The organism is Sanguibacteroides justesenii (assembly GCF_003204205.1).
Classification (GTDB): domain Bacteria; phylum Bacteroidota; class Bacteroidia; order Bacteroidales; family Marinifilaceae; genus Gabonibacter; species Gabonibacter massiliensis.
In genome coordinates this window covers 510,258-527,802 of the sequence record NZ_QJPL01000002.1, presented here as the reverse complement: position 1 = coordinate 527,802, position 17,545 = coordinate 510,258, and the positions used below count along the sequence as shown (strand labels likewise).

The 17,545-nt window shown below is 41.7% G+C and carries 14 protein-coding genes; 7 read left to right on the top strand and 7 right to left on the bottom strand.

Annotated features, from left to right (window positions below):
• Positions 1-600: 600 nt before the first annotated feature.
• Positions 601-1,461, bottom strand: a complete 861-nt coding sequence (locus DMB45_RS05190; RefSeq protein ID WP_041503567.1) for a TIGR01777 family oxidoreductase — start codon at positions 1,459-1,461, stop codon at positions 601-603.
• A gap of 248 nt (positions 1,462-1,709) precedes the next feature.
• Between DMB45_RS05190 and DMB45_RS05185 the strand changes: the two genes are divergently transcribed.
• Together DMB45_RS05185 and DMB45_RS05180 are read left to right on the top strand one after the other, a co-directional pair.
• Positions 1,710-2,498 (top strand): 4Fe-4S binding protein, encoded by a 789-nt coding sequence (locus DMB45_RS05185; RefSeq protein ID WP_041504638.1) that lies wholly within the window; start codon positions 1,710-1,712, stop codon positions 2,496-2,498.
• A gap of 174 nt (positions 2,499-2,672) precedes the next feature.
• On the top strand, positions 2,673-3,539 hold the full coding sequence (locus DMB45_RS05180) for a NigD1/NigD2 family lipoprotein (protein ID WP_110688522.1): 867 nt from the start codon (positions 2,673-2,675) through the stop codon (positions 3,537-3,539).
• 91 nt (positions 3,540-3,630) lie between these two features.
• Here DMB45_RS05180 and DMB45_RS05175 read toward each other — a convergent pair whose 3' ends face one another.
• The 4 genes from DMB45_RS05175 to DMB45_RS05160 form a co-directional block, all read right to left on the bottom strand.
• The gene (locus tag DMB45_RS05175; protein WP_041503564.1) at positions 3,631-4,245 is read right to left on the bottom strand and encodes a cytidylate kinase-like family protein; all 615 of its coding nucleotides are present in this window, start codon (positions 4,243-4,245) and stop codon (positions 3,631-3,633) included.
• Positions 4,246-4,372: 127 nt separating this feature from the next.
• Entirely contained in the window at positions 4,373-5,725 is a 1,353-nt protein-coding gene (locus DMB45_RS05170; protein WP_041503563.1) for an MATE family efflux transporter, read from the bottom strand.
• 90 nt (positions 5,726-5,815) lie between these two features.
• Positions 5,816-7,663 (bottom strand): (E)-4-hydroxy-3-methylbut-2-enyl-diphosphate synthase, encoded by a 1,848-nt coding sequence (ispG, locus tag DMB45_RS05165; RefSeq protein WP_041504637.1) that lies wholly within the window; start codon positions 7,661-7,663, stop codon positions 5,816-5,818.
• Positions 7,664-7,683: 20 nt separating this feature from the next.
• Complete coding sequence (locus DMB45_RS05160; RefSeq protein ID WP_041503561.1) at positions 7,684-9,585, bottom strand: AMP-dependent synthetase/ligase; 1,902 nt, start codon at positions 9,583-9,585, stop codon at positions 7,684-7,686.
• 180 nt (positions 9,586-9,765) lie between these two features.
• Here DMB45_RS05160 and DMB45_RS05155 point away from each other — a divergent pair, with 180 nt between their 5' ends.
• Positions 9,766-10,113 (top strand): hypothetical protein, encoded by a 348-nt coding sequence (locus tag DMB45_RS05155; protein WP_041503560.1) that lies wholly within the window; start codon positions 9,766-9,768, stop codon positions 10,111-10,113.
• Between the two features lie 64 nt (positions 10,114-10,177).
• On the opposite strand, the gene DMB45_RS05150 is transcribed toward DMB45_RS05155, so the two are convergent.
• Positions 10,178-11,572, bottom strand: coding sequence for an MFS transporter (locus tag DMB45_RS05150; RefSeq protein ID WP_041503559.1), 1,395 nt, complete (start codon positions 11,570-11,572; stop codon positions 10,178-10,180).
• A 108-nt stretch (positions 11,573-11,680) separates the two neighbouring features.
• Complete coding sequence (locus DMB45_RS05145) at positions 11,681-12,997, bottom strand: MATE family efflux transporter (protein ID WP_041503558.1); 1,317 nt, start codon at positions 12,995-12,997, stop codon at positions 11,681-11,683.
• 238 nt (positions 12,998-13,235) lie between these two features.
• Between DMB45_RS05145 and DMB45_RS05140 the strand changes: the two genes are divergently transcribed.
• From DMB45_RS05140 to ung, 4 genes are all read left to right on the top strand, one after another.
• A complete protein-coding gene (locus DMB45_RS05140) occupies positions 13,236-14,045 on the top strand; it encodes a M48 family metallopeptidase (protein WP_041503557.1) in 810 nt (269 codons plus the stop codon).
• Positions 14,046-14,158: 113 nt separating this feature from the next.
• Positions 14,159-15,628, top strand: coding sequence for a cysteine--tRNA ligase (gene cysS / locus DMB45_RS05135; RefSeq protein ID WP_110688538.1), 1,470 nt, complete (start codon positions 14,159-14,161; stop codon positions 15,626-15,628).
• A gap of 53 nt (positions 15,629-15,681) precedes the next feature.
• The gene (locus DMB45_RS05130; RefSeq protein WP_052634627.1) at positions 15,682-16,806 is read left to right on the top strand and encodes a glutaminyl-peptide cyclotransferase; all 1,125 of its coding nucleotides are present in this window, start codon (positions 15,682-15,684) and stop codon (positions 16,804-16,806) included.
• Positions 16,807-16,872: 66 nt separating this feature from the next.
• Positions 16,873-17,541 (top strand): uracil-DNA glycosylase, encoded by a 669-nt coding sequence (ung, locus tag DMB45_RS05125; RefSeq protein WP_041503556.1) that lies wholly within the window; start codon positions 16,873-16,875, stop codon positions 17,539-17,541.
• Positions 17,542-17,545 lie beyond the last annotated feature (4 nt).

The following is a 17,545-nucleotide window of genomic DNA, read 5'->3' as shown; positions in this document are numbered from 1 at the left end:
TTCATCCTGAGCCAGGATCAAACTCTTCATGATAAAAAATCTTTACTTTTTTTGTTCTTCCTGTCCCGGTTTAATTCACGGCCGTCTTCCGACGGCTCGCGCTCGCTTGTTCGTCTTTTTCACTTCAATATGTTCAAGAACTCGTCTCTCTATCTACCGGCTTCCCCCATTTTTAACGGCGAAAGCGGACGCAAAGATAACACCTTTTATTCTCACCTTCCAAATCTTTTTCACTATTTTTTTCGAACTTTTTTCAACACCCTCGTTCAACACCTCCAGGCCCGTTTCATCTCGCTACCCCTCCGGAAAGCGGGTGCAAAGATAAAACAACTTTATCCCCTTTTCCAAATTTTTTATCACATTTTTTCCAGGAAAAAATTTAACAGGCAATTATCACGCTGAACCTGAAAGAATTAAAAAATGTTTTTTTCCCCGAAAAACTACCGACAACGAAAAGAAAAGACTCGACAACACAGCGAGAACGAAAATTAAAAGATGAAAAGAAGAGATTAGGAGATTAAATGATTGGGAGATTAGGAGATTAAGGGATTAGGAGATTTGAATCATTGAATCACTAAATCATTGAATCACTAAATCATTCTAATCGTCAATTAAAACATCTGACAAGATCGATTTTAAATCGGGGTATTGCATTCGATAGCCGGAATGTAACGTTCGAAAGGGGATCACATTAGCAGAGCGAGTCAATACCAAAGCAGATTCTCCCAACAGCATCAGTAATACTTTCTCAGGAACTTTTATTGTTATTTTTATTCTAATATGTTCTTCCAAGGCTTTGGTAAACTCTAAATAACTAAGTGAATTTGGAATAACCATATTGTAAATCCCTTCAATATCTCTGTTTTCTATGGCGTACCGGATAAAACCGGCAATATCCTTAACATGCACCACCGGAAAAACTTGCTTCCCGCTTCCCATGATCAAGAATAAATGAAATCGAAAGGATCGTTTGAGTTGTTTCAAAACTCCCCCATTTTTCCCCAGCACGATTCCGAATCTCAAAATAACCTTACGCACATCCTCCAAATACGCTACTTCTTTTTCCCAACCCTTCACAACTTCTGCCAAAAAACCGGAATCATAAGTTGTAGCATTTTCATCACTTACGCTCCCTTCCTTATATATACCCACGGCCGAAGCATTGATGAAAACCTGAGGTTTTCGCTGAAGCGCATTGACGGCCCTCACCAGGTTTCGAGTCGCCAATACCCTGGAACGCATAATCTCTTCCTTCCCGCGAGCTGTCCAACGGCCCATAATACTTTTACCGGCAAGATTAACAATCACGTCAGCATCTTCGATATATTCCTTCAATGCCATCCCTCCCTCAAACAACACGTTTCTCGGAATCGCATTGACCTTATATCCATATTTTTCAAAAATACCTCGTATGGTTTCTCCGATAAAACCATGTATCCCCGTAATATAAATATTTTTCATAACACTCTGCATTTTGTACCATTACCCATCTATATATTCTACGGAAAAATACAACATAAGCTACTCGTTTCGACTATTATTTTAGGAATTACCTTCTATTTTGAATTTATCCATATACCGGCTTCGGCAATTTCTATTTCAGAAATTCACGCCATTGCTCCGATACAAAATAAAAATCTCATTTTCGCCGGACATTAATCTTTGTTTTTTATATTTATCTTTACCGCAAATAATTAATCTGCAACAAAATGAAATTCAATACCATTCAATTGATCTATTTTTCACCAACTCACACTTCTCGGGAAGTGGCAAGGGCCATCGCAAAAGGAATTCAACTTCCCATCGGAAAAGAGATCGACTTGACGCCTGCGTCAAACGCAACATCAATCGAAGCTGAGAATACATTAACAATCATAGCTGTTCCAACTTACGCGGGTCGAGTTGCGCAAACGGCATTGGATCGATTAAAAATCATTAAAGCCCATCAATCACCAGCCATTATCGCCGTTTTGTATGGTAATAGAGATTACGAAGATGCCTTAATCGAATTAAGAGATACGGTAAACGAACTCGGTTTTATTCCCATTAGTGGAGGAGCCTTCATCGGAGAACATTCTTACAGTACCTCCACAATGCCAACCGCTCCCGGACGGCCCGACCCATCCGATTTGCAAATAGCAAAAACATTAGGGAGAAAAAGCGTGGAACAATTGCATATCTATGGTTCAACCAGCGATATCCCTTTATTGGAGGTGAAAGGAAATATTCCTTACAAAGAAAAGAAACCCAAAACTCCAGCCTCACCGAAAACCCTAAAAGATTTATGTACCCGATGCGGATTTTGCGTCGAAATATGCCCTGTCGAAGCCATTCAACTGAAAGACGAAATCATAAGCAACGATGAAACTTGTATTAAATGTTGTGCCTGTGTAAAACAATGCCCCAGCCAAGCCAGAATATTCAATACTCCTTTTACGGAATTTCTTTTCAGGAACTTCCATGACCGAAAAGAACCGGAAATCTTCATGGCTGAATAACAACCCATAGGAACGGGGTAATGTACCGACGATCGATTAAGAGATTCAATTCAATCATTGGATCTCTTAGTCCTTCAATCTCCCGATCTCGTTAATTAAAAATTACAATCGAATTGACGCAACCTTTTTTAAAGTAGTGCATCATATAGATGAACTTTATAATTAAAAACAGCTATGGAAAATAAAACATGGAAATTGGCGTTAATTTGCTTTTTAGCCGTCTTCTTCTTTACGTCATGCGATGACGATGATGAATATTACTACGTTGGGAACGGAAATTCGTGGATAAGCTATGGTAATCTTGAAAAAGTCGATAATTCCCAATCCAAATACGTTATCCGCCGGGATGACGGAAATAAACTGATTCTCTCCGAAGGAGTACGTCTCAATGGCGATGAAGTAAAAGAAGGTCTACGGGTTGTTGCCAATTACTCCATTATCGGGAGTGAAAGGGAGGAAACAAGCCTAAATGGCAAAATGATTTATTACATCCGTTTATACGATATTGACGATGTACTTTGTAAAGTCCCCGTAAAAGAATCCTTCATTAAAGAAAATGAAGCCGTCCGAAACGACAGCATCGGTAACGATCCCATTAATATCACGGAAGCATGGTTCGGCGGAAAATACTTGAATGTCGAATTCAAAATTCCGGTAAAGAAAGGCTCCTCTGAAAAACACTTCATCAATCTAGTTCAAGACGATATGGGATTACACAACGACTCCGTATATATCACTTTACGCCATAATGCATACGGAGAAAAAACCGATGCCCAAAACACAGATTCATATGTTTGGAGCTACGGCAGAGTATCTTTTGACCTAACTTCCATTGTGCCGGAAGGTTACAACAAAGTTCCGGTAAAATTAATTTGGACCGAATATAAAAAGAATATCCCCGAAACCGTTACCAAAAGCGACAGCGGAACATTCTCGTTGTCCGGAAAAGAGACAAATCCTCGGGCCAAGTCAGGCCTAAAACAAAAAGAGAATCATCAAGCAAGTCCGAACGAAACCCGAATCTCTTGTGAACTCAAATAAACAATCCAATTTTAAGGGGGCCTATCCAAAGCCCCCTTAAACTTATAACATTCGTAAAACCATACTTTTCTAAAATCCCGTATTCATTACATCAACAAGAGATCATTTCTTTTACAAATTCCTGTATAAAATCTACGCTACGATCAATTCCCAAAAGAGAAGAGTCGATAGATAAATGATAGGAAGAAGCTACTCCCCACTCTTTATCCGTGTAATAGTTATAATATCCCGGACGAGTTTTATCCATTCTACGAATAAGCTCCGAAGCATCATGCTCGGATATGTTTTCCCGCCGCATCACGGTTTTTATCCGTTCATCCAACGGAGCATGAATAAAAATATTCACACAATTTTTTTTCTCCCGCAGAATATAATCCGCACAACGTCCTACAATAACACAAGATTTCTCTTCCGCCAATTTACGGATAACATCCGACTGAATTTGAAATAGTTTTTCATTGGAAAGAAAATCGTTATATTGAAATCCGCCGAAAGTAAAGCCCGCGGCAAAAGCATGCAATAAACTACCGGAATTCTGTTCATCCGCCTTCTCAAAAAATTCTTTACACAATCCGCTTTCCTGAGAAGCTAATGCGATTAACTCCTTATCATAAAAAGCAATTCCCAATTTTTCGGATAATTTTTGTCCGATTTGCTTACCGCAACTGCCGAATTGCCTACCGATTGTAACAACACAATTTTCCATAACACTTTATTTAGGATTAGTTATACATACAAAATTACTTATTTTTTCTTTCCTATAAGGTGCCGGAGCCTATTTTAAATCAAAATATTCGCGAGAGCCCATAGCCTAAAACAACAAAACATCGCAATCAAAGCAAATTCGAAATCTTTAGCCGTTTCAATTGCCAATGCAACATACATCCCGTCACGACAGAAGCAATAACATCGGCTGTCGGCATACTGGCCCAAACTCCCGTCGTACCCCAAAAATGAGGAAATATCAAAAGAGCGGGAATCAAAAATAACAATTGGCGCGTCAAAGAAAGGAAAATAGCTTTTTTAGCCATCCCGATGGACTGAAAAAAGCTGGAAGTAACCATCTGAAAACCGACCAAAGGAAATGCAGCAAGCACAATCCTCAACCCGCTCGAAGCAATTTCAACCAACTCGGCATGTACGGTAAAAAGATAAATAATAGGCCGAGGAAAAATCTGACCTATCAAAAAACCGGAAGTCGTTACACTGATACCGCAAATCAGGGTATATTTCAACACCCGAATCAAGCGATCAAATTGTCGAGCTCCAAAATTATATCCGGCAATGGGTTGCATCCCCTGGTTGAAACCCATCACAATCATAATAAACAAAAAAACCACTCTATTTACGATACCATACGCTCCTATCGCCATATCCCCTCCATGTACTTTCAAACTTTTATTAATCAATATGACTACCAAGCAAGCACATAAATTCATTAAAAAAGGAGATAAACCGATAGCAAGCATCCCTCCCACTATGCTTCTTTTTAAACCGAAAATACCTTTTTGAAAATGAAGAAAACTTTTCGGATTAAAGAAATGCATCAACTCCCAACTCAAGGCCAAGACCTGAGCAAGGACGGTAGCATAAGCAGCTCCGCGTATTCCCCAATCCAACACGAAAATAAAAAGGGCATCCAACACGCAATTTACCAGCACCGCCATCAATGTTGCCGCCATTGCCTTTTGAGGATAACCGGAAGCCCTCAATACCTCATTCAATCCTAAATATACATGCGTTACCAAATTTCCGGCCAAAATAACTTGCATATAATCTTCCGCATAAGGTAATGTTTCGGGACTCGCCCCGAAAAAAAGAAGTACCGGTTTTAAAAAAATCAGCATCAGCACCATAAACAACGCTCCAATGATTATATTCAAAACGATAACATTCCCCAATACATGCGTTGCACTCTCTTTATCCTTTTGTCCCAATTTTATGGCCACCAAAGTAGATGCGCCGACACCTACAAGCGAACCGAAAGCTGCCGCTAAATTCATCAGAGGAAATGTCACCGCCAATCCGGCAATAGCCAACGGGCCGACCCCGTGGCCGATGAAAATACTATCGACCATATTATATAAAGAGGAGGCCGTCATTGCAATAATGGCCGGAATAGCATAACGAAGAAGTAATTTCCCGATTTTCTCCGTACCTAAAATCAAAGGTGTATTTTGTGACATAAGATCTATTTAGCTGTTGAATAAAAACGGCCGCAAAGATAGACGAATTATAACATGTCGATCACCACAAAATCAAAAAAGTTCCTTCGTTTACTCCCAATCTCCATTATCTATGATCACCTGTTTTAATGCTTCGAGAGCTTCGCTCTCGGGAACGGCAATCCGAACGACTTCTTTTCCCCGGTAAAGATTCACTTTCCCGTTTCCAGCCCCCACGTAACCGTAATCGGCATCACCCATCTCTCCTGGGCCATTTACAATACAGCCCATCACGGCAATTTTCAATTTACTCAAATGAGCAAAGGCTTTTTTCACCTTAGCAACCGACTCCTCTAAATTATACAACGTACGTCCACATCCCGGACAACTAATAAACTCTGTTTTATAGCGCCTAACTCCGGCTGACTGAAGAATATTCCGACTAATGGATAGGGCGTCAAAAGGGTTACCCGCCTGAGGATAACTAATCCATAGACCGTATCCCTGACGATCTATAAATAATCCTCCGACATGAGCGGCAACTCGCAGATTCAAATCATCTATTTCTTCTCCCGAAACGACCGCCCGGATAATTACCCGGTTTTTGATGTTCAATTCAGCCAATCGTTCCAAAAGATGGCGATAGTTGGAATAAAGCACTTCCGTCGGTGTCAATACCAAAATAGCCTCTTCTTCTCTTTGCAATTTCACGGCCAATTCCTGATTTATCTCCTCCACACCCCGTATCTCTACGAATACGCCATTACCTTCCGGTTCCTCCTCCAAGGTTAAAAACTCCCTCACCCCAATCAAGGCAACTGCATTCCGGTTATACACGTGAGCGACATCAATATTCTCATAGGGGACAAGGATCTTCACACTCTCCGGTAATTTGGTTAATTCCGGTCCCAAAGCTTCCGTGTAAATAATCTCCGGAGCCTGTTTTCCTGCTTTCAGCAAATCACCGTAAACCGGATCATTGACTGCGGCAACGTGAAAATCCAATCCTGCCGTAATTCGCTCGTCGATACAATCCACATGAGAAATATCCGCCACGATCAAAGGTTTAACAAAATGAGATTTCCAAACGGGAAATTCCGAACGATATTCAGGAGTACAAATCCGTACCAGCCGTTGAGCTATCGGGATCTCTTTTTGCGGAGCCTCCGTTAAAGAAACCCGAATCGTATCTCCGATCCCTTCATTCAACAGAGTTCCTATCCCCACAGCCGAACGAATTCGCCCGTCCTCCCCCTCCCCGGCTTCTGTCACTCCCAAATGCAACGGATAATCCATCCCCTCTTTCTCCATCTCCCTGACTAACAGACGAACGGCTTCCACCATTACTCGACAATCGCTGGATTTCAAAGAGATCACCACATCATTAAATTCTTCATCCCGACATACTCGAAGATATTCCATCGTCGCCTCTACCATTCCTTCAGGAGTATCTCCATACCGACTCATAATCCGATCGGATAAAGAACCATGATTCGTACCGATACGTACCGCCGTATGATATTCCCGGCACACGTTCAAAAAAAGAGTGAATTTCGCCCGCAAACGCTCCAACTCCTCCGTATACTCTTCTTCCGTATATTCCAAATGTTCAAACGTAGCCCGTTTATCCACAAAATTCCCCGGATTTATCCTCACTTTCTCGACATAACGAGCCGCAATCATAGCAGCTACCGGATTAAAATGAATATCTGCCGAAAGAGGTTCCCGATATCCTTTTTCCCGTAAAGCAATATGTATATTTTTCAAATTTTCTGCCTCTCTTCTTCCCGGAGCCGTAATTCTTACTAACTCTCCCCCTGCCTCAATAATTCGGACAGCCTGTTCCACACAAGCGAAAGTATCCATCGTACTCGTGTTTAGCATGGACTGTACAAGAACCGGATACTCCGACCCAATAAACGTATTTCCAATTTTAACCTGTCTCGTTCTCCTACGCATAATAATTATATTTCAATCGATTATGACATTATTCGTTTTAAATTCTGAAGGTTGCGCTTATTCGTAATAGCTTTCCCCTCCGGAGTGTAAAGGTAATCAATTTCCGCTTTAAAATGCTCGATCACGTTACGTCTCACGACCTTCATGGTAGAGTTCATCAAACCGTTTTGTTCCCCAATAGTTTCAGGAAGTATTCCGGTAACCGCTGGAAGCCAACGTTCCGGAAACAAATTGGCCCATTTTCCTCCCTTTCTGAAAGCTATCAACTCCTCTTCCAGCTTCAAGGCCATGGAGCGATAGGCATCCATGGTATTCGGTTCCACCTCCTGCTGCATAATATACTCCTCCAATGCTGTTTTATTCGGTACGATCAGCCCGACCGTGTATGGAGATTGATTATTGTATAAAATACAACATTCGATATAGCGGGAGTGTTCCACGATTGCCTCTTCAATCCCCTCAGGACTGTATTTTTCCCCATCGTTAGCTATCAACAAGGATTTGTACCGGCCTAAAACATAAAGCCACCCCTCTCTCCCAAGATAACCGATGTCACCGGTACGCAACCATCCGTCTATGATATATTCTTTTGTATTTTCTTCATTCCGCCAATAGCCCAGCATCACGTTGCCTCCCTTAATCCATACCTCTCCCTGTTCTCCAACCGGAAGAACCTTTCCCTCCTCGTCACATATTTTCAACTCCAATGGCTTCACGACCATACCGGAAGAACCGAAACGATACCGTTCCGGCGTATTGGAGCTGATAACAGGCGAGGCTTCCGTCAATCCGTACCCTTGTAACATAGGAATCCCCAAGGCTGCATAATAGCGTTGTAGTTCGATATCCAACAAAGCCCCTCCCCCGACAAAGAATTGCAAATTTCCACCGAAACTCCGACGAATTTTAGAGAAAATAAACCCATCCGCCATTTTAACCCAAGGCCACCAAAATGCCTTTCCACCTTTTCCCCTATCATCTCCCAGACCATTATAACGATATGCAGCTTTCAGCCCCCATCGGTATAACTTCCATATAAAGCGTCCTTTCGCCCGTATACCGGCCTCTATATTTTTTCTGAAGTTTTTCGCTAATGCCGGCACACTAAGCAAGACATGAGGTTTTATTTCCAAAAGATTCACCGGAATATTCCTTAAATATTCCATAGGAGAATTTCCAAAATCTACCGAAGCCAACGAAGCTCCGTTATACATAAAAGAGTAGATGCCTACCGTATGAGCGAAACTATGATCCCAAGGCAGAAACAAAAGCACCTTATAAGACGATGGAATCTGTATCAGCGAATCAGCCTGTAACACGTTCGTCACATAATTCCCATGCGACAACATAATCCCTTTAGGGTCTGCCGTTGTTCCCGAAGTATAAGAGATATTTACCAGATCATCTGCCCGAACAGACCGAACCCGATCGTTCAAGACGTGAGAATTAGATGCTAACCACAACTTGCCTTCAGACAAAAGAGACTCGAAAGAGAGAGTACGCTCCTCTTCTCCCTCATAATCGAATACAATGATCTTCTCTACTTGGAGCAAACGGGAGCTCATTTCACGTATCCGACGGAAATAATAAGAAGAAACAATTAAAAAACGAACTCCCGAATGTTCTATCCGAAATAAGATTTCATCACTTGTCAATTTGATACTTAAAGGTACATTTACCCCTCCCGCGTACAATACCCCCAGTTCAGCATACACCCAACGATTACATCCTTCACTCAAAAGAGCTGCCCGGTCTCCCTTATTCATCCCCAAAGAGAGTAAAGCTCCGGCAAAATCTATTACTTTCTCTCTAACCTCCCGATAAGACGTGGATATATATTTTCCATCTCTCTTCTCCCACAAATAAGGACTTTCGGAAAATTTCTCGCAACTCCGTTCAAATAACGCTATGATTGTATCCATACCTCTTTACAAAACCTCCTTACTAAAACTACAAAAATAGATATTTTACAAATCTAATAAAGAAATTCCAATTCCCTACGGCAACTCCCGGATAATAACTTTTTTCCAATCTCCTACTTATCAGGATGTAACCTGAATTTCTTTTCTCACGTAATCTTTACACAAACATAAAAGAATAACATGACCCGATTTTTAATCTTAACTATTACCGTAGTCTGTATAGGTATTACTATCGCCTGGAACAATAAAGCACATGGCGTTCTGCATCAAAATACCCCGATGAAAAACATAGAATTAAAATTCATCATCCAAGAATCTTCGGAGGTTCCCCTTCATCATGATATCATCATCTATGACGGTGATCCTTCCCGTAACGGACATGTATTGACAAAAGGCAAGGCAACAACAAAGAAGCCTTTTGTTACCTCCATAAGGGTTTCAGCTCAAAAACACGAACTATTTTCCGTTAGTCGTATCCCTTTCCATTCCAAACAAATCACCCGTACTGTAAAACAAACCAAACCTTAAATCAAAAGGTGTTTTTCCTAAATACGAGGAGAAACACCTTTTCATTCCGATATATACTACGTAGTTATTCGTTACCCATCTCCTGTTTCCGGGCATCTATGTAACGTACCACTTTTCCGTAAATGATCAAAGCGATAGCCGAAACCAAAGCAATACCGGCAAAATAATACCAGATATAATGAGCATTTGAAGCTGCCGCCGCCCACTCCGCCTCGCTACTAAACAAAGCATGGTCCGGACAATATTTACTCAACAGGAATCCGGACAATCCGAAACCGAAAATAGAAGAGAGAAACGAATGCAAATGGCTAAATCCGAGATAAAGCCCTTCCTCTCCTTTAGGAGCCTGTAAAGAAAAATACTCCAGAAAACGGGGAGAAATAAATACTTCAGCTAATCCCTGGAACACGATACCCACGATCATCATAAAAGCGACCGGATGCATTCCAACAATCTCACTATTGCTCAACATATTACCCGAAGCCATACATAAAGCCGATACCGGCATAATAAACATGCCTACCGTCATAGAAAATAATGCCGATTTTTTTCGCATCAATTGCGTAATCAAACTCACCGTCAACACAACCACCAACGGATTCACGTTAGCATACCACCCGATAGCACTTCCTTCCCCGGCCAACCGGATCACGTATTTGGGCATCGTCGCGTATAACTGATGTTGCACCATCCAGAATCCCGTAATGATTAAAATTAAAATAAGCAGACGGGCGTTCGTACAGACTTTCATCAAAGCGACCCATATCTGCCGGAAAGATTTTCCTTCTCCCGCATGTTTATCGCTTTTATACATAAAATAAATAGCTATTAAAGCTAAAAATGTCATGGAGGCAGAGAAATAATTCAAGACGATCATCCCCTCATGTCCCATAGAATCTCTTAACGGCGTCACCAATACCTTGCCGGAAAAAGCCCCGATATTTACCATCCCGTAAAAAATAGCAAAACCTTTCGCTCGGGTACTCTCGTCCGTTTCCTTGGCCACGGTACCGGAAATAACACTTTTAATAAAAGATCCGCCGACAACGATCAAAGCCATAATCGGTAAGATACCGTAACGATAGTTACTATCCTGCAATCCGTTAAAACGAGTTTCGTATCCGTATTCCACCAATCCGGTAGAAGCCAAAAAAGTCGGAAATACCCCTAATCCCAAATACCCTAACGTCAATAACAAAAAAGCCAGTAACATGGACTTACGAAATCCTATTTTGTCGGCAAGAGCTCCCGAGAAAGTAGGCAAGAAATACAAACAAGCGGAAAATATTCCCGCGATAGTAGCAGCCTGAATATCTGAAAAACCCAATACATTACTCAAATACAGGGTGATTACGACAAAAACACCGTAATACGCCGCTCTCTCTAATAATTCGACCGTGTTGGCAACCCAAAACGCTTTACTGAACTTCACTTTTTTCTTTTCTGTTGTCACACTCATACATTTAATTTTTACTAATTTTCATCCAACCGTGCAAAAATAACATTTTTACAATACACGACAATACCCGAAACCGATAGATCTAAATGATCCGGAAACACTCGAAAATTATTTACAACCTATTTTTTGTAAATATTGCAGTGTAAAAATCTTACGACTCCAAAGCGTTTGCATGATTCCCCGCAAAGAAAGATAGACCAGAAAAGCCAGCCAAAGCATATGATTATCGGTACTCCCGGAAAAAGTATAAAAAATGAAGAAAAAAGCGAATGAAGCTATCAACATAGCCCCAAGCATCTGTTTCGTTGCAGTGGCACCTATAAGTATTCCATCCCATAAGAAAGCGGAAAATCCGGCTAACGGAATAGCCAAAACCCAATAAAAATAAGTAGCCGAAGCCTGTATGACCTCCGTATCATCCGTCAATATACTTAAAAAATTTTTCCCTCCTACCGCGTATAAAAGAGTAAAAAACAAAGATAGTCCGACTCCCCAAGCGAACAGATTACGGACAGCATGTTTCAATTGCTTTAAATTACAAGCACCCACGTAACGGCCTGCTAAAGCTTCCCCGGCATAAGCAAAACCGTCCATAATATAAGAAAACAGTGTAAAAAGCTGCATCAACAGAGTATTAACCGCCAATATCACGTCCCCCTGACGGGCCCCCGTGGAAGTAAAAAAAGTAGTTACGGCAATCAAACAGAATGTACGCAAAAAAATATCCCGGTTCACCGCGAAAAAACGCTGCATAGCCGTTAAATATAAACTTTCCCGCAAAACAACCCTTACCCGCAAATAGCCGTATTTCTTCACCCATAAAACAACCGCCATGGCCAAGCCGCCATATTCGGCCACCACGGTTCCCAAGGCAACTCCTTCCACCTTCATCTTAAATCCAAAAACGAAACAAAGGCTGCACAAAATATTAACCGTATTCACCGCAATAGCAATATACATGGGGAAACGGGAATTTTGCATTCCGATAAACCATCCCTTAAAACCATACAAAGTCAAAACAGCCGGAGCTCCCCAGATGCAAACCCGAAAATAGGCTACGGCATACCGTTCTACTTCATCGCTGGTATCCAACAGGTGAAAAGCCAAACGCTCGATCGGGTATTGCAACAACAATAAGGCGATTGCAGAGACCAACCCGACACAAACCGCCTGTACCAAAACCCTCGTTTCCGCCGAAGCGTCTTTCCGTCCATAAGCCTGCGAAGTCAACCCGCTCGTACCCATTCGCAAAAAACCGAAATTCCAGTATAAAATATTAAACAGCAATCCTCCTACCGCAATCGCCCCGATATAAGCAGTCGCACCCAAATGCCCCACGATAGCCACATCGACTAAACCCAATAACGGGACCGTTATATTAGATATAATCGACGGAACGGCCAATTGAAGAATTCTCCGATTCATTACTTTTCATTTTAACACAAAAATAAAAGTATTTCCCTCAAAATAATTCAATAAAAGAAAATCTTGTTTCTATTATCTATCTATTACCTTTTAACCCAATAAAAATAGATTGTTAACGGGATGCTGTCCAACGGGCAAAAAGTAACTCATTTTTTCCGAAAGATTCTCTATTGAAAAACATTGCATTTTTCAGGTACGTATTATATTTTAGCATTCGAAATAAAAAAGAAATCAAACGATGAAAAAGAAATTTACCCGTATTACCCTATTAGGCTCTTTCCTTCTATTGATGTACCAATGTGCCACCGTACCCATCACGGGACGTCATCAACTTATTTTATTTCCGGAAGACCAGATGGTACAAACCAGCCTGACTTCTTACAGCAGTTTTATTAAAGAGAATAAATTATCGAGCGACGATTCGGCCAAAAACCGGATTCGGAAAGTAGGGGCCCGCATATCCAAAGCCGTGGAACAATACCTGAGAGAGCACGGTTTAGAATCCGAAATTCAAAATTTCCAATGGGAATTTAATCTGGTAGTCAGCAATGAACCCAACGCCTGGTGTATGCCCGGAGGAAAAGTGGTATTCTATGAAGGGATTTTGCCCTACTGCCAAAACGAAGCGGGCATCGCTGTCGTTATGGGACACGAAATCGCTCATGCCGTAGCCCATCACAGCAACGAACGAATGAGTCAACAAGCATTGGTTCAATACGGTAGTACTGCCGCAAGCGAATTACTCGGCCAATCCCAGGGGGCAGCAAGAAAAGCGTTACTGGAACAGGTAATCGGAATCGGAGCCAACGTCGGCATCATCTTGCCTTTTTCACGTAAACACGAATCGGAAGCCGATCATTTGGGACTGATCTTTATGACAATGGCCGGTTACGATCCCAATGAAGCCACGGCCTTTTGGTCACGAATGGCAGCAGCAGGGGGAGGCAAACAAGCCGAATTCTTATCCACCCACCCGGCAGACGAAAAACGGATCGCTCAATTAAAAGCCCTGATCCCGGAAGCCTTGAAGTATAAGCCGCAGGAGTAAAACGCCTATCCCATGCTCTTCTCTTCCCCTGTTTTTAAACTTTATAAAAATAGAGAAGTTGTTTTTTATTTTTTTCTTACTTTTGTTATCCGAAACAAATGACTAAAAATACCATGGAAAATAAACTGACGATATACAATACATTAGATCGGAAAAAGGAGCTGTTCGAACCTCTTAACCCTCCATTTGTCGGATTGTACGTATGCGGTCCTACCGTGTACGGGGATGCTCATTTGGGACATGCCCGTCCGGCTATCACGTTCGATTTGCTTTTCAGATACCTGAAATACTTGGGTTATAAGGTAAGATACATCCGGAATATCACTGATGTAGGTCATTTAGTCAACGACGCAGACGAAGGAGAGGACAAAATCGGCAAAAAAGCGAAATTGGAACAACTGGAACCGATGGAAATCGTCCAATTGTATACCAACCGTTATCATAAAAACATGGAAGATCTGAATACACTTCCTCCCAGTATAGAACCTCACGCTTCGGGACACATCATAGAACAACAGGAGTTAATCAAAAAGATTATCGATAACGGTTTCGCTTATGAAAGTAACGGCAATATCTATTTCGATGTAGAACACTACAACCGGAAATTCCATTACGGAAAACTTTCCGGCCGAAAAATAGAAGAGTTATTTTCCAATACACGCCAGTTAGACGGACAAGGAGAAAAAAGAAACCCGTTGGATTTCGCTCTCTGGAAAAAAGCCTCCCCGGAACACATCATGCGGTGGCCTTCCCCCTGGGGAACAGGATTCCCGGGCTGGCATTTAGAATGTTCTTGTATGAGTCAAAAATACCTGGGAGAAACGTTTGATATCCACGGGGGAGGGTTGGATTTACAATTTCCTCATCACGAATGCGAAATCGCCCAAAGTGCGGCCGCGTACGGACACGACGCCGTAAGGTACTGGATGCATAATAATATGGTAACCATCAACGGACAAAAAATGGGGAAATCGTTAGGTAACTTTATCACCTTGGATCAACTTTTCTCGGGAGAAAATGACGTACTGGAACAAGCCTACTCCCCCATGACGGTTCGGTTCTTTATTCTCCAAGCCCATTATCGTAGCCCGCTCGATTTCTCAAACGAAGCATTAAAAGCGGCCCAAAAAGGTTACGAACGTCTTATGTCCGCCGTCAACCAATTGAATAAACTGAAGCCGTCAATAGAGAATACGGTAGATGTGGACTCCTTGATAAAGGAATGTTTCGAAGCGCTAAACGATGATTTGAATACTCCTATTCTAATCTCCCATCTATTCGACGGTGTACGGATCATCAATTCGATCAGTGCAGGCCATGAAAAAATAAACACCGAAAATTTAGATAAATTGAAAAAACTATACCAGGACATCGTAATTGATATTCTGGGATTAAAAAGCGAGGAGGATTCCGGGGCAAGCAACCAAGCTTTAGACAAAGTAATCGAGGCGATGATGAACGTGCGGAAAGTAGCACGCCAAAATAAAGACTGGGCCACTTCCGATCAGATTCGTGACGAATTAAAAAATGCAGGAATCCTTATTAAGGATACAAAAGACGGATACGAATGGAGCCTCGAATAAGAAGGCTTCTTTTACCCTCTTCACAGGAGGAAGATAATTATAATTAAAAATCAATGACATACATATTCTACGCATTATTATTTACATTGGTGTTCATCTCGTGCAAAACGGAGACAAAGCCTAAAAACAAAAACGCAACGTCGGTTTCGGCAAATGCGAAACCATCACCGGAAAATACGACGAGATACGTTAAGAGCATCCAGATTATCTATCCTCAAAAAAACGACACGTGTGTATTCGGAGAGAAAATCAAAATAAATTTCGCTTACGACAAACGATATAAAATCGATTCTTCTCATATCCTGTACAATAACTCAAGGATCACCACATTAGACAGTAATACCCGGGAGTATATCTTCAAAATCCCGGAAGGGAAATGCGGAACTCAAACGATAAAAGTCATGGCTTTCCATCCTAACCAGAGACAGGGGATTGCTACCATGCCGATCGTCATTAAACCAAACAAAGCTCCTGTATCTCTCGATTACCAACTTATAAACACCTTCCCTCACGACAACCGCGCCTACACCCAAGGTCTTGTATTTCACGACAATTTCATGTACGAAGGAACCGGACAATACGGAGCCTCCTCTTTACGAAAAACAGATCTTCAAAACAATAAAATACTATCCGTCCTTCACCTTGACAGGTCCTATTTCGGAGAAGGTATTACCATCTATAAAGACAAAATTTATCAAATTACCTGGAAATCACACAAAGGATTTGTTTACGACCTGAATACTTTCACGCTGGAAACCACGTTCGATTACCAAACTCAAGGTTGGGGCATTACCACAATGGACGACAAACTGATCATGAGTGACGGAACTCATGTCCTCTATCACCTCGATCCGGAAACTTTCAATATATTGAAAAGAGTAGAGGTTTTCGACCATAACGGTCCCGTCCTGAATCTAAACGAACTGGAGTTCATAAACGGCATGATCTGGGCCAACGTTTGGCTAACCGATCGAATCGCCGTTATCGATCCGCAAACAGGGGTCGTCAAACAAGAATTGCATCTGCCCGACTTATTAACAAAGGAGGAGAGCGGCAAGTTAGATGAAAATGATGACGTACTGAACGGTATTGCCTACAATGCCCAAAAAGGGACCCTATATGTTACCGGTAAACGCTGGCCTAAACTTTTTGAACTAAAGATAAAGCCTGTCAAATAATGACTTTTCAAAATCACCCAATCGTAAATCATCAAATCTTTAATTATAATCTAAATTCTACCTACCATGCCTGACGTTAAAATAGAAGAATCCTGGAAAGACCTTTTAAAGGAAGAATTTGAAAAACCTTATTTTTCAGAGCTCATTCAATTTGTGAAAGAAGAGTATAAGCATAACCGAATATTCCCCCCGGGAAAACTTATTTTTAACGCTTTTGACCATTGTCCCGTTGAAAACACGAAAGTCGTCATTTTGGGACAAGATCCCTACCACGGGCCGGGACAGGCTCACGGCCTTTGTTTTTCCGTACCGGAAGGAATAGAACAACCACCATCTTTACAAAACATTTTTAAAGAGATCAACAACGATTTGGGATCAGCCATACCTTCTTCCGGAAATTTGGAACGCTGGTCCGATCAGGGGGTTCTACTCCTGAACGCTACCTTGACTGTAAGGGCTCATCAGGCCGGCTCCCACCAGAATAAAGGCTGGGAAGAGTTCACGGATGCCGTTATCAAACTATTAGCCGAAAAAAAGGAGCACCTCGTTTTCATGCTATGGGGTTCTTATGCCCAGCGCAAAGGAGCTTTCATCAATACGCAACGCCATTTGGTATTAAAATCCGTTCATCCTTCTCCCTTATCGGCCAATCGGGGCGGATGGTTTGGAAATCACCACTTCAGTCAAGCCAATACCTATTTAAAAGCACATGGTTTAGAAGAGATCGAATGGTGAAACA

Excerpts from the sequence above, each read along its gene's own strand:
- DMB45_RS05140 (WP_041503557.1), top strand. The coding sequence starts at position 13,236 with ATGAAAAAGAAATTTACCCGTATTACCCTATTAGGCTCTTTCCTTCTA.
- DMB45_RS05175 (WP_041503564.1), bottom strand. The coding sequence starts at position 4,245 with ATGGAAAATTGTGTTGTTACAATCGGTAGGCAATTCGGCAGTTGCGGT.
- DMB45_RS05180 (WP_110688522.1), top strand. The coding sequence starts at position 2,673 with ATGGAAAATAAAACATGGAAATTGGCGTTAATTTGCTTTTTAGCCGTC.
- ispG (WP_041504637.1), bottom strand. The coding sequence starts at position 7,663 with ATGCGTAGGAGAACGAGACAGGTTAAAATTGGAAATACGTTTATTGGG.
- DMB45_RS05155 (WP_041503560.1), top strand. The coding sequence starts at position 9,766 with ATGACCCGATTTTTAATCTTAACTATTACCGTAGTCTGTATAGGTATT.
- DMB45_RS05160 (WP_041503561.1), bottom strand. The coding sequence starts at position 9,585 with ATGGATACAATCATAGCGTTATTTGAACGGAGTTGCGAGAAATTTTCC.
- DMB45_RS05130 (WP_052634627.1), top strand. The coding sequence starts at position 15,682 with ATGACATACATATTCTACGCATTATTATTTACATTGGTGTTCATCTCG.
- ung (WP_041503556.1), top strand. The coding sequence starts at position 16,873 with ATGCCTGACGTTAAAATAGAAGAATCCTGGAAAGACCTTTTAAAGGAA.
- DMB45_RS05150 (WP_041503559.1), bottom strand. The coding sequence starts at position 11,572 with ATGAGTGTGACAACAGAAAAGAAAAAAGTGAAGTTCAGTAAAGCGTTT.
- DMB45_RS05190 (WP_041503567.1), bottom strand. The coding sequence starts at position 1,461 with ATGAAAAATATTTATATTACGGGGATACATGGTTTTATCGGAGAAACC.
- DMB45_RS05185 (WP_041504638.1), top strand. The coding sequence starts at position 1,710 with ATGAAATTCAATACCATTCAATTGATCTATTTTTCACCAACTCACACT.
- DMB45_RS05170 (WP_041503563.1), bottom strand. The coding sequence starts at position 5,725 with ATGTCACAAAATACACCTTTGATTTTAGGTACGGAGAAAATCGGGAAA.
- DMB45_RS05145 (WP_041503558.1), bottom strand. The coding sequence starts at position 12,997 with ATGAATCGGAGAATTCTTCAATTGGCCGTTCCGTCGATTATATCTAAT.
- cysS (WP_110688538.1), top strand. The coding sequence starts at position 14,159 with ATGGAAAATAAACTGACGATATACAATACATTAGATCGGAAAAAGGAG.